Source organism: Bartonella sp. AP40SXNS, assembly GCF_042195825.1.
Classification (GTDB): domain Bacteria; phylum Pseudomonadota; class Alphaproteobacteria; order Rhizobiales; family Rhizobiaceae; genus Bartonella.
The window spans coordinates 108,516-124,513 of the sequence record NZ_JBHIPB010000005.1 but is presented as its reverse complement, the minus strand read 5'-3'; the positions used below and the strand labels follow the sequence as shown (position 1 = coordinate 124,513).

Sequence of the window (15,998 nt, the reverse complement as noted above, 5' to 3'; positions counted from 1 at the left end):
CAAAATCTTCAGCTTACGGTCTATGAATATTTTTATTATTAAACAACATTATTGCTTATAATAGCTGCTAGATAGAAACTAAAATGCTAAATTTCAGTTAATTTAACGGATAAATACTCATGAAGCCTTGCGATAACATCACTATTACACCAGAGCTCATTGCACAACACGGGCTAAAAGAAGATGAATATCAACGTATCCTGACGTTAATCGGTAGAGAGCCAACATTTACTGAACTAGGAATTTTTTCTGCAATGTGGAATGAACATTGTTCTTATAAATCCTCTAAAAAATGGCTAAAAACTCTTCCAACAGAAGGAAAGTGTGTCATTCAAGGGCCTGGTGAAAATGCTGGCGTTGTTGATATTGGTGAAGGGGAATGTGTGGTTTTTAAAATGGAAAGCCATAACCATCCTTCTTATATTGAACCTTATCAAGGTGCAGCAACAGGTGTTGGTGGTATTTTACGTGATGTCTTCACAATGGGAGCCCGTCCTGTCGCCGCTATGAATGCATTGCGATTTGGCGCTCCTGATCATCCACGAACACGCCATCTTGTTTCCGGTGTTGTTTCTGGTATTGGTGGTTACAGCAATGCTTTTGGCGTTCCAACGGTTGGTGGAGAAGTAAATTTTGATGAGCGTTATAATGGCAATATCCTTGTTAACGCTTTTGTAGCCGGTATTGCAAAGACAGACGCCCTTTTTTATTCTAAAGCGCAAGGCATCGGACTCCCTGTTGTTTATCTTGGGGCAAAAACAGGGCGAGATGGTGTCGGTGGAGCAACAATGGCTTCTGCTGAATTCGATGATTCAATCAGTGAAAAACGTCCAACCGTTCAAGTCGGTGATCCTTTTACAGAAAAGTGTCTTCTTGAAGCATGTTTAGAGCTCATGGAACTTGGAGCTGTGGTTGCTATTCAAGATATGGGAGCTGCAGGTCTCACCTCTTCTGCCGTTGAAATGGGTGCAAAAGGCAATCTAGGAATACAGCTTAATCTTGATGCAGTTCCCGTTCGTGAAGAAAACATGACAGCCTATGAAATGATGCTTTCTGAAAGCCAAGAGCGTATGCTCATGGTTCTTAAACCAGAGTTAGAAAAGCAAGCAGCAGCAATTTTTCATAAATGGGGGCTCCATTTTTCCATTATTGGAAAAACAACCAATGATCTACGTTTCCGTGTATTTCATCAAGGGAAAGAAGTTGTTAATCTTCCCATCAAAGAACTTGGTGATGAAGCACCTGTTTATGACCGTCCTTGGAGTGAACCTGCAAAAAAAACACTCCTGAAAACAGAAGACGTCAAAAAAGTTAACAATCTTGGTGATGCGCTTTTGAGCTTATTGAATTCTGCTGATCAAAGTTCACGACGATGGATTTATGAACAATATGATACCCTTATCCAAGGAAATAGCCTTATCCGCCCAGGAGGCGATGCAGGCGTTATCCGTGTAGGCAACAATAGCAAACGTGCTCTTGCTTTTTCTTCTGATGTAACACCTCGCTATTGTGAAGCAGACCCTTATGAGGGAGGAAAACAAGCTGTCGCAGAATGTTGGCGAAATATTAGTACGACAGGTGCAACGCCGTTGGCTGCTACAGATAATCTCAATTTTGGTAACCCTGAAAAACCTGAAATTATGGGACAACTGGTCTTGGCTATTAAAGGGATAGGGGAAGCTTGTAGAATCCTCGATTTCCCTATCGTTTCAGGCAATGTTTCTCTTTACAACGAAACAAATGGAGAAGCTATTCTTCCAACCCCTACAATTGCTGGTGTAGGACTTCTTGGTGATTGGTCTAAAATGGTAACAATAAAGGGGATGCAAAATGGAGATTATATTGTTTTAGTGGGAGATTGCGGTTCTCATTTAGGACAATCAATCTATGCGCGAAACATTTTAAATATTGATGCAGGTGCCCCCCCTCACGTAGATTTACAACTTGAAAAAAAGCATGGTCAATTTGTTCGAGATGTCATACATCGTGGTTTTGTTCACGCCGCCCATGATCTTTCTGATGGAGGATTAGCGATTGCGCTTGCAGAAATGGTCATTAAAGCAGGTAAAGGGATCAAAACAAAATTAAGCAACCAATCACCAGAACATGCAGAACTTTTTGGAGAAGACCAAGGACGTTATCTTTTAGCAGTCAAACCTGAAGCACTCAATAGCCTTAAAGAGCTCGCACAAATAAGTGCAGTTTCTTTAATAGAGCTAGGTAACGTTGCAGGTGATGCACTTGATATAGATGGAATACTAAAACTTTCTATAGACAAACTCACAAAAGCCTATGAAAACTGGTTTCCACAATTTATGGGTGAAGAGTAAAAATTGTTTTTTCTCTTAAACAGCCTTTATAAAAAAATGAATAACATAGGAGAATAATGATGGCGATGAGTGCCCATGCAATTGAAACGCTTATTCGTGAAAGTATTCCTGATGCTATTGTAATAGTTCGTGATCTTGCTGGAGATGGAGAACATTATGCTGCAGAAGTTATTTCTGAAAGTTTTCGTGGTAAAACCCGTGTTCAACAACATAAAATGGTTTATGATGCCCTTAAAGGCAATATGGGAAATGACCTTCATGCCTTAATGTTGCAAACAAATATTCCAAAATAATCTAAAATTTCTTCTTGCATTCACACATTTAATACGATTAAAAACAGTATGAATATAAATTACACACTGATAAAAATCTGAAATATCGAGGGATAAAAATGACCACTGTTCATGATTTTATTGACAACGAGATTAAAACAAACGACGTCATTTTATTCATGAAAGGAACACCTGACGCTCCGCAATGCGGGTTTTCAGGACAAGTTGTTCAGATCCTTGATTATTTAGGATTGAATTATAAAGGGATTAATATCTTAACTTCTAACGAATTGCGTCAAGGGATTAAAGATTACTCAAATTGGCCAACAATTCCACAGCTTTATATCAAAGGTGAATTTATCGGAGGCTGTGATATTGTTAAAGAGATGTTTCAAAACAATGAGTTACAGGAACTTTTGAAAGAAAAAAATATTCCCTGCAATCAATCATAGGTATCTTTCATTTTATTCAGACTCTTAAAAAGAGCTGTTTTCAGACGAAATTTTTATTTCAAGGATGCCATATGTCATATTCACTCAATGAACAAACACATAGTGATGCGATTAGAAAAAAAATTGGCTATAAAGAATTTGTTGTTCTTATTGCTTCTCTCATGGCTATTAACGCTATAGCTGTTGATATTATGCTGCCAGCTATGCCCAACATTTTGGACGGCTTAAATGTTCTTAATGAAAATGATCAACATTATATCATTTCGAGTTATCTTATTAGCTATGGTATTGCTCAAATATTTTTCGGTCCCATAAGCGATCGGTATGGACGACGTAAACTTATCCTTATTGGTCTTGCTTTTTATTCATTTACGGCGATTGGCTGTGCCTTTGTAACTGATTTTTCTCTCTTACTTATTTTGCGTATCTTGCAAGGTATTGGAGGAGCTGCTATGCGGGTTCTTACAGTTTCCGTCGTACGTGATCTTTACAGTGGTCGAAAAATGGCAGAAGTTATGTCTATTGTTATGATGGTTTTTCTTGTTGCACCAATGGTTGGTCCCGCAACAGGACAGGTCATTTTACTACTCGGACATTGGCAATATATTTTTATTTTCATGGCAATGATTGGTTTCGGGCTGATGATTTGGATTCAATTCCGCTTGCCTGAAACACTTCATGAACAACGCCCTCTTTCCTTTTCTTCAGTCAAACACAATTTATGGATTGTTGTGACAAATCGTACAACACTTTGCTATACACTTGCAACTTCTATCATTTTAGGGTGCATTTTTATTGCTGTTAATACATCACAACAAACCTATGAAGGAATTTATAACTTAGGCTTTTGGTTTCCTATCGCATTTGCCATCGGTGCTGCATTTCAGGCTTTCTCATCATTCATGAATTCTCGACTTGTCGGACGTCTTGGAATGAGACGTATTGCTCATACTATGCTTTTGCTCTTTTGTGTCACTTCATGCATTTGGTTTATTGGCTCCATCTTAGCAGGTGGTGTTATCCCTTTTCCTTTTTATATGACGTTATATTGTATATTAATGTTTACCTGTGGTGGCATTATGGCCAATTTCAATACACTTGCTCTCGAATCTGTAGGCGAAATTGCTGGAACAGCATCTTCTGTATCCGGCTTTCTTCAAACATCTATCGGTGCAGGACTTAGCTTTTTTATTGCCCAACAATTTGATGAAACAACCATCCCAAACTCAGCAGGATTTTTCTTTCTGAGCCTCACTGCCATACTTCTTGTTTTATGGGCTGAACGTGGTCATCTTTTTAGGCAATATCATAATAACCCTAACGAATAAAGACTGCTTTATGAGACAATTAATAATATCTCTCTTGAACAATAAGGAAATGCCTATAATATAAAATAGGACACTCTTATGCTGAACATTCACATGTTTGTTTTAAAAATAAACTTCTCAAATCATTTCACGACAACATTCATGAATGATATAAGGTTAAAAAAACAGTGAACTGTATAAAATCATTGAAAAGCAGTATCTTTACTTAATAAAGACGCAAATCGTCATCATAATACTATTCCCAGTTTCCAAAAATATAATCACTGATTAAAAAACAAACATACCTATTGTTGCAACAGCTCTTATATTTCAAACAGTCTATAAGAAATATTTTTATTCTTTTCCTCAATAGTTTTTATGCACACAATCCCCCCCTCATCTTATGACATGCAAGCAAATATTTTTTACTGATTTAACCTAAACAAGACAAAAATTAAGAAAAAAACTCACACTTTAGGTCTTTCTTTCAATATAAAAGTGATACGTTATCTTTATAAATCAATATATTGCATATCATAAAGTCATACGGCACTTTCCCGTTTATAAAATAAATTTAATTGATAAATTTTCCCGATTTTGGAAATCCCCTTGGAACCAAACGCCCGACGCCCGCACGCGTTCCCATCCATTCAATGAGATCATCAGCTTGGCGGTTAAAGATTCGATCAGCTGTATCTTGCCAACTTAAACCTTCTGATAAATTAAAAGTTTTGGCATCAACAATGCCACCCTCTTTGTAACGCTGTAAACGAACACCTTTACCACGATTCATTTCTGGTATTTGTTCAATAGAAAAAATAAGCATTTTACGGTTTTCACCGACCACAGCAACATGATCACCATTTACCGGAACACAAAGTTTCACCTTATCAGGAGATTTGACATTCATCACTTGCTTTCCTTTTCGTGTATTGGCGATCACTTCTGAAGCAAGGACAATAAAGCCATTTCCATGAGACGAAACCAAGAGCAATTTTCCCTCTGCATGATGCACAAAAGCTGTAAAAATATCGTGCTCATCGTCCATATCAACTAAAAGACGAATAGGTTCACCATGTCCCCGCCCTCCAGGTAAACTATTTGCACCAATAGCAAAAAACTTTCCCCCCGTACTGATCAGCACAATCTTGTCGGTCGTAAATGCTGGAAAGGCTAACTTTAAACTGTCTCCTTCTTTAAAAGAAAGTGCTTTATAATCGTTTAAATGCCCCTTTAAAGCACGCACCCACCCCTTTTCAGAAATAACAATAGTAACCGGTTCTTTTTCGATCATTGCTTGTTGAATATCATCAAGATCATGTCTTGGTGCCTCTTCAAACGTCGTACGTCTTTTCCCCAAGAGTGTTTCAGGACCAAAAGTGTTTCGAACTTTTTTGATTTCTTCTGAAATTATTTTCCACTGTTTTATAGGAGAAGCTAACAAATTCTTTAGCTTTTCTTTTTCAGCTTTCAAACTTTCAAATTCCTTACGAATTTCAAATTCCTCAAGCTTACGCAAAGAACGCAAGCGCATATTAAGAATAGCTTCAGCTTGATTTTCTGTTAATTCAAACCGATTAATCAGCTTCTTTTTCGGTTCATCCTCTTCACGAATAATCTGAATGACCTCATCGAGATTTAAATAGGCAATAAGATATCCATGAAGAATTTCTAATCGGCTATCAATTTGATCAAGCCGATAATGAGAGCGACGAATAAGCACTTCTTGACGATGTTCAAGCCATTGATGCAAACTTTCTCGCAAAGAAAGGACATTGGGTATTTTTCCCAAAGACAAAACATTCAGATTAAGGGGAAATCTTACTTCAAAGTCAGTCAATTTAAAAAGAGACTCCATAAGGAGCTCCGGATCAACCGACCGATTTTTAGGAACCAGCACGATTCTGATATCTTCTGCTGATTCATCTTGGATATCCTCAAGCATTGGTAATCGCCGAGCAAGCAGTAACTCTGCTGTTTTTTCAATAAGACGTGACTTTTGAATCTGATAGGGAATTTCAGTCACCACAATCACATAAGAACCACGGCTACCAGATTCCTGATGCCAACGTGAACGCAAGCGAAAAAAACCCCGACCAATACGATAAGATTCCTCAATACTCTTTTTAGGCTCAACTAAAATGCCACCAGTTGGAAAATCAGGACCAAGAACGAACTGATTTAATTCCTCATCATGTGCATCGGGATGTGCAATTAAATGGAGCGCCGCATCACAAAGCTCAGCAACATTATGGGGTGGAATAGATGTTGCCATACCAACAGCGATCCCTGATGAACCATTTGCTAAAAGATTAGGAAAAGCCCCAGGCAAAACAACGGGCTCTTCATCTTCCTCATTATAAGTTAAACGAAAATCAATGGCGTTTTCATTAATACCTTCAAGCAACAATGCTGCCACTTCAGTCATCCGTGCTTCCGTATAACGCATGGCAGCAGCATTATCACCATCAATATTGCCAAAATTGCCTTGTCCATCAACCAACGGATAACGAACTGCAAAACTTTGAGCCAAGCGCACCAAAGCATCATAAATAGATGCATCCCCATGAGGATGAAATTTTCCCATGACATCACCGACAATCCGCGCACATTTCGCATAAGACTGTCCAGGATTTAGTTTGAGAAGCCGCATCGCGTGAACAATCCGCCGATGGACAGGCTTCAATCCATCACGCACATCAGGCAATGCACGGTGCGTAATCGTAGAAAGCGCATAAGCCAAATAACGTTCCTGTAAAGCAGAACGTAATTCTATTGGCTCAATATGTTCTTTATCAAAAGGTAAATTCATTTTATCAGACATAATATTAGAACAAAAGTTCCCACAATAATAAAAAGTTATTTTATAGGATTTATTTAAAACAACCCTTTATGAGTCGACTTTTTTATTAAAAGTCAACGACATAAAAATAAGTGCTGCAATTAAAACATGAACAGAAAATTATATCAATTTGAAAAATTTATACATGTTCTTCCCTCTTGTCCTAAGCAGTATATGAAAATACTTCATACATTATCGAAAACTTTTTAAATATCCTCTTTAAGTGATAAATAACAAAGAAAGTAAATCATTTTTTCAGTGTTAAATAGAGAAACTGACATTTTCAAAATAAATAATATATTGATATATAAAGATAATTCATTTTTTTACAACTTAAATGAAACTCCAGAATATTGTAGAATTCTCTCATTTCTTACAATCAATCAATCACAAACATTTCCCCGCTGATCATAAGCGGAAAAGCTTCTATATGAAGAAAGGAAGAAAAATACCTCTTATAAACCATTTGCTTACAAGAACGATCAATATATTGAAATCTAGAAAGTAAAACGGTGATTATTAGTAAAGATAGTGCTACACAATGATTTTTATATCACTCATGAGGCTTTTATAGTTATACCTTTCATACGAAAAAGCATCGTAAAACACAATTGCAGCATTGAGAGATATTTTTTTAAAAATAATACCCTCATAAAAAATCAAAACAACAGCATTTTTTGTTTATCTCAATTTTTACAAATAGTACACACACTGACCCCATAGAGAAGCATCAACGCTTCACTTTATGTAGAAAGATGACAACAATCCACAACCAACTTTATGAACTATTTTTATGAGTAGGAGCCATGCGGATTCCTAAATCACGTAATTGTGTAGGAGAAACCTCAGACGGAGCGCTCATTAAAAGATCAAGCGCCTGTTGATTCATAGGGAATAAAGCAACTTCACGCAAATTTTTAACACCTTGTAACAGCATAATAATGCGGTCAATTCCCGCAGCCATGCCACCATGTGGCGGAGCCCCATAATGGAATGCACGATAAAGACCACCGAAACGATCTTTCACAACTTCCTTAGAAAGTCCTACAAGTTCAAAAACTTTAAGCATCATTTCTGGTAAGTGATTACGAATTCCACCTGATGCAATTTCATAACCATTGCAAACAAGATCATATTGAAAAGCTTTAATAGTAAGAGGATCTTGGCAGGCAAGGGCATTTTCTCCCCCTTGAGGCATGGAAAAAGGATTATGTCCAAAATCAATCTTTTTTTCATCTTCATTCCATTCAAAAAATGGAAAATCAACAATCCACGCCAAAGAGAAACTATCTCTATCAAGAAGATCTAATTCTTCCCCTACCCTTGTGCGTGCTGCTCCGGCAAAAGATGAAAACTTTTTTGGATCGCCAGCTACAAAAAAACAGGCATCCCCACTTTCAAGACCAAGCTGTATACGGATTGCTTCAGTCCTCTGTTCACCAATATTTTTGGCGATAGGCCCTGCTCCTTCAAATTTTCCTTCTTCTTCACGCCAGAAAATATAGCCGAGCCCTGGTTGCCCCTCGCCTTGTGCCCATACATTCATACGATCACAAAAAGCACGACTTCCACCCGTTTTAGCTGGAATAGCCCACACTTGTGCATTCTCATCATTCGCTAAAATTTGAGCAAAGACTTTGAAACCAGAATTATAAAAATGCTGAGAAACATCTTCCATAATGATCGGATTACGCAAGTCAGGCTTATCAGAACCATATTTTCGCATTGCTTCATCATAAGAAATGCGAGGAAAGCTTTGTGTCACAGTTTTTCCATCCGCAAATTCTTCAAAAATAGAACGCATAATAGGTTCCATAGTTGCTAAAACATCTTCTTGCTCAACAAAACTCATTTCAACATCTAATTGATAAAATTCACCAGGAAGACGGTCGGCCCTTGGATCTTCATCTCTAAAACATGGAGCAATCTGAAAATAACGATCAAAACCTGACATCATCAACAATTGTTTATATTGCTGTGGCGCTTGCGGTAACGCATAAAATTTTCCCTGATGAACACGACTTGGAACTAAAAAATCACGCGCCCCTTCCGGCGATGAAGCTGTCAAAAGTGGCGTCGTAAATTCCGTAAAACCATTATTTTGCATAGCCCGTCTCATAGCTGCAATAATTTCAGTCCGACGCATGATATTTTTGTGCATAGTCTCCCGACGCAAATCAAGAAAACGATATTTTAATCGAATATCTTCTGGATAATCAGGCTCACCAAAAACCGGTAAAGGAAGCTCATCAGATTTTGAAAGAATTTCTACCTCTTGTGCAAAAATTTCAATCTCACCTGTTGGAAGCGTTGCATTAATAACCTCATCAGAACGAGCACATACCTCCCCATCCACACGAATAACCCATTCAGAACGCACTTTTTCAATAACTTTAAAAGCTGGTGAAGCAGGGTCAGCAACAATTTGTGTGATTCCAAAATGATCACGTAAATCCACAAAAAGAATCCCTCCATGATCACGAACACGATGAACCCATCCTGAAAGACGAACTTGTGTTCCTACATCACATCTACGAAGAGCCGCACAATGATGACTGCGATAACGGTGCATGTTTTTTGCCTTTGATTATAATATTCACATGCGCTACAAACGCTTTTTAATAACCATTTGTCAAGATATGAGAATAAAAACTCAAAAATAAAGTCAACAAAGAACAAATTTAATTTATCGAATTATAATAAAATGATGAATCTTATTACACAAACAACAGATCTTAAAATTGCACTTAACGCTCTACGTACCTCTGATTTTGTAACTGTCGATACTGAGTTTATCCGCGAAACAACTTTTTGGCCTCAACTGTGTTTAATCCAGCTCGCCTCACCAGATGTCACAGTTTTGATTGATCCCATAGCACCAGATATTGATTTACAACCATTTTTTGACCTTATGATCGATAAAAAAGTTGTAAAAGTTTTTCATGCTGCGCGCCAAGATATTGAAACAATTTATCACCTTGGAGGTGTTATTCCTTCCCCTCTCTTTGATACGCAAATAGCAGGATCAATTTGTGGATTTGGTGATTCTATCTCCTATGATCAAATTGTACAACGCTGCACAGGGCATCATCTTGATAAATCCTCCCGCTTTACAGACTGGAGTTACCGACCTTTATCTGAAAAACAACTGCTCTACGCACTTGCCGATGTAACTTACTTAAGAGATGTTTACCTGTTATTGAAAAAACGGTTAGAAAAAAATCAACGTGCTCACTGGATGGACGATGAAATAACAATCCTTTTAAATCCTAAAACCTATGACATGCCAGAAGATGAAGCGTGGAAAAAAGTGAAAGGACAAATTAAAAAGCCACGTGAACTTGCTGTATTACAAAAGATAGCAGCTTGGCGTGAACGTGAAGCACGAAAATACAATATGCCACGTCGTCATATTATAAAAGATGAATGTCTTATAGAAATAGCAATCCAACAACCAAAAGATGAATCTGCATTAAAACGGTTGCGCAGTCTTAATAAGAATTGGGATAAATTCTCAATTGCTCAATCATTAATCAAAGCTGTCCACGAAGGATTAGAGGTGGATCTTTCCACTTTACCCCCCATTCCTAAACATAATCCACTCAATGATACGACAGCCGCTGTTATCGATCTGCTCAAAGTGTTATTAAAAATTGTTGCAAATGAAAACAGCATTGCCCCTAAAATTATTGCAACATCTAATGATTTAGAAAAAATTGCCAATGGAGGAATAAAGAAAAATATTCCCGCTATGAATGGCTGGCGCTATGAAATATTTGGTCAAAAAGCCGAACAACTGCTAAAGGGCCAGATAGGTTTTTACTTTCACGATGGGAAAATAAGCACAAAACAGCTTTAATTTACATTTACATTTTTATTTTAAAAAATCCATTACGCTACTCATTATCTACATCAATTGGTATGCCCTATAGGCCAATGCAAACAGGATAAATAAAGCCTACTTCTGATAAAGTTAAAAAATTAAATAGTGAACTCTTATTAAAAATGATAGCTAAATCTTTATCAGGTCAATCAAATAGCAATCCTATTAAAAATAATCTAAAAAAACAGACCGCTCCTTATTTAAAAGCTTTAAAAAGAAAAAGCTCTGATAATAAAAGCGCATTCATTACAAAAATAGCAGCCTAGCAATAGGAAAAAACAAAGATATAATGCCTCACGTCACCATATCGTATAAAAAAACTACCGAGATTGCAATCTAACAATCAAAAACGAGCCAGCATAACAACTAAAATACCTAACAAAGGCAATATATTGATTTATAAAGATAATCTAGCGTTATTTATATTGAATTAGAACTCCGAATATCGTAGGATTCTTTCATTTTATCTCAATAAGACTCATAAAGTATCACATAAGAAATTATATGATAAAGCGCTGTTTTTTTATAAATTAAACACCTTTCAAAGGATTCGAAATCATGGTTAATAAATAGTTGTGATTTATTTCTATTTTTTATAGTGAAAGGATTTTATAATGACTGAAATGATATTCTTTTGACAGACCGTGAAAGTGCAAAACTACTTCATATAAGTGGTTCAACATTCCGGCGTCATGTAACCAATGGATCTCTCCAAAAATCTTTAAAATTTGTTTTTTTATCGCGTTGGCTACAATCAAATCTTATCAATATAATCAAGAAAGCTAAACAGAAACGTTATAACGACGCAGCATAAAAAGAAAACCTTGTCACGTAAGGACGGACAAGGCTTTTATTTTTACATGAAGCTTATGAAATGCAAATCACACCCTGTGAGGCAAATAACAGAATAAAAAATTATATTTTCTTTTATGAATGCTCAGGGCATTACAAATGCCTTGCGTAGAGTCTGGATTGGGCGTTATGAAACAACCAGTTGTTCGGCTCATGATGACAGGTTACCTAGCTTATCCCTCGTCAATGGCTTTATTATAAGACATAAAACACGAATAAATTAGGAAAAAAATCAAAAAATTTCAAAAGAGAGAGGTTGTTTTATTATTGTTGATAACTTCTTTAATCGTCCAAGAGGACGTTCTCCTAATAATCCAGCGTAATTCTTTGGGATCTGCAGGATAATATGATCTGTTTTTTTATGCCACAATAAATGAGGTAAAATTCCTGCAACAGAAGCGCTAAAAAGATGAGCAAGACGCATAGTTTCACCGAGAATACGTGCTTTCTCAATTATATTTTGCGTTGCTAGCTGAAAAATGGGAAGAGATTCTTTATCAACCAATAAACTTGTATTGCGAAAAAAAACAGCAAGTGCCGCATAAAGGCGCCCTTCATGAGAAATTCCTGGATAAGATCCTAAAGCTATTTGATTTGCTGCTTCATTGCCTCGATAATCTGGATGTATACGCCAACCAATATCCGCAAGAAGACAAGCGGCTTGACGATAACGGCATTCATTTTCCGTTTCTGAAATTCCAAAAACTTCAAAAGCATTCGTCGTAAAATCAATGAGTTCTTCTGCTTGTTTTGGTGAACGCGCCCGTAAAATAGCCATTTCTGTGCATGCTGCAATGAGAGGATCAGAAAGTCGAATCGCCTGCGGCAATCGTGAATAAAGAAAACCTTCACGAACGCCAGCACCAGAAAAGATTATCTTTTCAAACTCCATACACTGAATGAGTTCAATAAGAACTATTGCCCCATAAGATAAAAGTTTTCGACGGTTCTGAGAAACCGCTGCAATCCCTCTCATATTATCAATATTGCCACGCGCTACAAGACGTAAAAAGTTCTCCATTTCAACAGCATCAACTTCATAGCCATGCATAACAGGAAGCCGATAGTGTTTCATTGCCATATGGAGTTTTGCCAAATTACGCCATGTCCCCCCTACTGCATAAAAATAACGTGCTATACCTTTACGAGCACGAACAACAGACGATTTATAAAATTGCTCATGTACAATTTTTGTAGCTACAGCACTATCATTATTTGATATATACTGTAGCCTTAAACCACCCAATGGGAGCGTTATCCCTTCACCAACATCAGAATGATCAATATCAATCAGCTCAAGACTTCCACCACCAAGATCCCCAGAAATACCTTTTGGTTGATAAAAGGTAGACACAACTCCATAGGCTGAATACATAGCTTCTTCACTTCCTGAAAGAAGATATATTTTATTTTGCAAAATATCTTCAGCATGCTGAATAAATGCTACGCCATTCTGTGCATCTCGTGCTGCTGCCGTTGCTAAAGTATAGACCTCATCTGCCCCAATCTGTCGACAAAGCGTACGAAACCGTTTCAGTGTTTGCAACGCCATTTTCATCGATTTTTCTTCTAAAAATCCCGTTTTCGCCACACCATGACCGAGACCACAAAGAATCTTTTCATTAAATAAAACCGTTGGTGATCGAACAAGCCCCTCATAAATAACCAACCGAACAGAATTTGAGCCAATATCAATAACAGCAACAGGCTTACGCCCTTTTAACCGACCTTGAGCATCTCTATATGTCATTGGATTTTAGTCTTTATGTATTTCGGCTTGTTGCCGATGCAACGCAACCAAGCGCGAAACAGAAGACTCAAAAGACTCATTTTCCCCCGCAAAACTTGTATTGGCCATAAAATACTCCTGCGCATTAAATAGACTTTCACCTCTCTGCGGTGTAATACGTTTTGATGTTCCGTCCTTAAGTATATCAAAGCTTTGTTGATTATCAATGATATTAGCCAACATAATCTGTAAAAGAATTTTTTGACGCACTATTTTATTAAAAACTGGAACCAATATTTCAATACGATAGTCTAGATTACGAGGCATCATATCGGCAGAGCCTAAGTAAATAAGCGCATTTTCATTGGGCAAATCTTGACCATTCCCAAAACAAAAAATGCGACTATGTTCAAGAAAACGCCCGACGATTGATTTTACACGAATATTATCCGAAATTCCTAGAATACCAGGACGTAAACAACATATCCCCCGCACAACCAAATCAATTTGCACCCCTGCTTGACTGGCACGATATAAAGCATCAATAATTTCAGGATCAACCAATGCATTAACTTTCATCCAAATAGCAGCAAATCTTCCCTGTTGTGCATGAACAATTTCTCCCTCAATATGCTCTAAGATACGACCACGCAATGTTAAGGGTGAAAAAGCAATCTTTATTGTTTCATTTGGACGCTCATATTGCGCAATATAATTGAACAATAACGCAACATCATGAGCAATAACATCATCCGTGGAAAAAAAAGAAAGATCGGTATAAGTTTTAGCGTTAATGGGATGGTAGTTTCCTGTTCCAAGATGAACATAAGAGCGAAGACGTTTTCCCTCACGTCTCACAACCAATGACATCTTAGCATGTGTTTTTAATGCAATAAAACCAAAAATAACTTGAACCCCAGCACATTCAAGATCCCGGGCCCAACGAATATTTGCTTCCTCATCAAAACGTGCTTTAAGTTCTACCAAAGCAGTCACAGACTTTCCCTGTTCAGCTGCTTCAATCAAAGCGCCAACAATTGGACTATCATTTGATGTACGATAAAGTGTTTGTTTTATTTCTACAACATCAGGATCGCAAGCAGCTTGACGTAAAAATTGGACAACAACATCAAATGTCTCATAGGGGTGATGAATCACAATATCATTTTCACGAATAGCTGCAAAACAATCCCCATGATGCTCACGAATACATTTCGGAACACGAGAAATATAAGGAATAAATTTGAGATCATCACGGGGAATAGAAACAATCTCTGATACCATATTAAGCGCCAAAAATCCATCAAGAACATTAATACAATGATCAGGAACAGCAAGACTATTCGCTATAAATTGGCGTAAACTCTCTGGCATTTTTGCGTCAAATTCAATTCGAATAACCTGTCCACGGCGCCGCCTTTTAAGAGCAGTTTCAAAAAAATGAACAAGATCTTCAGCTTCCTCTTCTACTTCAATATCACTATCTCGGATTATTCTAAATGTACCAATTCCTTTAATCTCATAGTTAGGAAATACATGTTTAATAAAAAGGCAAATAACATCTTCAGATGCGATAAAACGAAAATGATTACCTTCTTGAGGAAGAAGAATGAAACGCCTTAAAAGCATTGAAATAGACAACAACACTGTGTGTGAATTCTGATCAGCTTCTCCAGACAATTGAAGCCCAATAGAAAGCCCTAAATTAGAAATAAATGGAAAAGGATGAGTAGAATCAACAGGCAAAGGTTTTAAAACAGGAAAAATTGTCTCAAGAAAATATTTTTCAAGCCATGATTTTTCAATTTCTGAAAGATCATCAGAACAAATAATTTCAATATCATTCTTTTTTAATTCATCACGTAAAACATTCAATTCTCGTAGTTGGTGAGCCTGCAGCTTTGAAATCTCAGCGAGCACAATATCAAGTTGTTCCTGTGGAGTGTGCCCATCTGCACTGCACGCTGTAACGCGAGCACGAATTTGAGCTGCTAGTCCTGCAACACGAACCATAAAAAACTCATCAAGATTTGCAGCTGAAATAGAAAGAAATTGTAGACGTTCTAATAAAGGATGTTTCGAATTAGCTGCTTCCATCAAAACACGATTATTAAATTGTAGCCATGAAAACTCTCGATTAATAAACCGTACCGGATTTTTCATTGTTATATTTGATATAGAAATTTTATCTTTCACCCTCTTTTCCATATATTCTAACTAAGCTTCTTTTATATTTTCTAAAATCCTTGACGAAATATCTCACATAATATTTTATAATATGTTATCATCATAATAATACATCAATGCCCCATTTTTCTTGTCATGTTTCCA

General features: G+C 37.0%; 11 protein-coding genes. 7 read left to right on the top strand and 4 right to left on the bottom strand.

What is annotated here, in order from left to right:
- Positions 1-119: 119 nt before the first annotated feature.
- From purL to ACFILZ_RS05280, 4 genes are all read left to right on the top strand, one after another.
- Complete coding sequence (purL, locus tag ACFILZ_RS05295; RefSeq protein ID WP_375610460.1) at positions 120-2,330, top strand: phosphoribosylformylglycinamidine synthase subunit PurL; 2,211 nt, start codon at positions 120-122, stop codon at positions 2,328-2,330.
- Positions 2,331-2,389: 59 nt separating this feature from the next.
- Entirely contained in the window at positions 2,390-2,623 is a 234-nt protein-coding gene (locus ACFILZ_RS05290) for a BolA/IbaG family iron-sulfur metabolism protein (RefSeq protein WP_375606724.1), read from the top strand.
- Between the two features lie 98 nt (positions 2,624-2,721).
- Positions 2,722-3,054, top strand: a complete 333-nt coding sequence (gene grxD / locus ACFILZ_RS05285; protein WP_375606638.1) for a Grx4 family monothiol glutaredoxin — start codon at positions 2,722-2,724, stop codon at positions 3,052-3,054.
- 71 nt (positions 3,055-3,125) lie between these two features.
- Complete coding sequence (locus tag ACFILZ_RS05280; protein WP_375610459.1) at positions 3,126-4,382, top strand: multidrug effflux MFS transporter; 1,257 nt, start codon at positions 3,126-3,128, stop codon at positions 4,380-4,382.
- 553 nt (positions 4,383-4,935) lie between these two features.
- Here the strand turns inward: ACFILZ_RS05280 and parC are convergent.
- Together parC and aspS are read right to left on the bottom strand one after the other, a co-directional pair.
- Entirely contained in the window at positions 4,936-7,185 is a 2,250-nt protein-coding gene (parC, locus tag ACFILZ_RS05275) for a DNA topoisomerase IV subunit A (protein WP_375610458.1), read from the bottom strand.
- Positions 7,186-7,981: 796 nt separating this feature from the next.
- On the bottom strand, positions 7,982-9,775 hold the full coding sequence (gene aspS, locus ACFILZ_RS05270; protein ID WP_375610457.1) for an aspartate--tRNA ligase: 1,794 nt from the start codon (positions 9,773-9,775) through the stop codon (positions 7,982-7,984).
- 132 nt (positions 9,776-9,907) lie between these two features.
- Between aspS and rnd the strand changes: the two genes are divergently transcribed.
- From rnd to ACFILZ_RS05255, 3 genes are all read left to right on the top strand, one after another.
- Positions 9,908-11,062 (top strand): ribonuclease D, encoded by a 1,155-nt coding sequence (gene rnd / locus ACFILZ_RS05265; protein ID WP_375610456.1) that lies wholly within the window; start codon positions 9,908-9,910, stop codon positions 11,060-11,062.
- 146 nt (positions 11,063-11,208) lie between these two features.
- Positions 11,209-11,352 carry a hypothetical protein gene (locus ACFILZ_RS05260; protein ID WP_375682353.1) on the top strand — a complete coding sequence of 48 codons (144 nt, stop codon included), beginning with the start codon at positions 11,209-11,211 and terminating at the stop codon, positions 11,350-11,352.
- A 362-nt stretch (positions 11,353-11,714) separates the two neighbouring features.
- Positions 11,715-11,900, top strand: coding sequence for a DNA-binding protein (locus ACFILZ_RS05255; RefSeq protein ID WP_375610471.1), 186 nt, complete (start codon positions 11,715-11,717; stop codon positions 11,898-11,900).
- 270 nt (positions 11,901-12,170) lie between these two features.
- On the opposite strand, the gene ppx is transcribed toward ACFILZ_RS05255, so the two are convergent.
- Together ppx and ACFILZ_RS05245 are read right to left on the bottom strand one after the other, a co-directional pair.
- Positions 12,171-13,688 (bottom strand): exopolyphosphatase, encoded by a 1,518-nt coding sequence (ppx, locus tag ACFILZ_RS05250; RefSeq protein ID WP_375610455.1) that lies wholly within the window; start codon positions 13,686-13,688, stop codon positions 12,171-12,173.
- A gap of 6 nt (positions 13,689-13,694) precedes the next feature.
- Positions 13,695-15,875, bottom strand: a complete 2,181-nt coding sequence (locus ACFILZ_RS05245; RefSeq protein WP_375610454.1) for an RNA degradosome polyphosphate kinase — start codon at positions 15,873-15,875, stop codon at positions 13,695-13,697.
- Between the last annotated feature and the right edge of the window lie 123 nt (positions 15,876-15,998).

Bases quoted from the DNA above. Each gene is read 5' to 3' on its own strand.
- ppx (WP_375610455.1), bottom strand. From the start codon at position 13,688: ATGACATATAGAGATGCTCAAGGTCGGTTAAAAGGGCGTAAGCCTGTT.
- ACFILZ_RS05280 (WP_375610459.1), top strand. From the start codon at position 3,126: ATGTCATATTCACTCAATGAACAAACACATAGTGATGCGATTAGAAAA.
- ACFILZ_RS05290 (WP_375606724.1), top strand. From the start codon at position 2,390: ATGGCGATGAGTGCCCATGCAATTGAAACGCTTATTCGTGAAAGTATT.
- ACFILZ_RS05245 (WP_375610454.1), bottom strand. From the start codon at position 15,875: ATGGAAAAGAGGGTGAAAGATAAAATTTCTATATCAAATATAACAATG.
- ACFILZ_RS05260 (WP_375682353.1), top strand. From the start codon at position 11,209: ATGATAGCTAAATCTTTATCAGGTCAATCAAATAGCAATCCTATTAAA.
- grxD (WP_375606638.1), top strand. From the start codon at position 2,722: ATGACCACTGTTCATGATTTTATTGACAACGAGATTAAAACAAACGAC.
- aspS (WP_375610457.1), bottom strand. From the start codon at position 9,775: ATGCACCGTTATCGCAGTCATCATTGTGCGGCTCTTCGTAGATGTGAT.
- purL (WP_375610460.1), top strand. From the start codon at position 120: ATGAAGCCTTGCGATAACATCACTATTACACCAGAGCTCATTGCACAA.
- parC (WP_375610458.1), bottom strand. From the start codon at position 7,185: ATGTCTGATAAAATGAATTTACCTTTTGATAAAGAACATATTGAGCCA.
- rnd (WP_375610456.1), top strand. From the start codon at position 9,908: ATGATGAATCTTATTACACAAACAACAGATCTTAAAATTGCACTTAAC.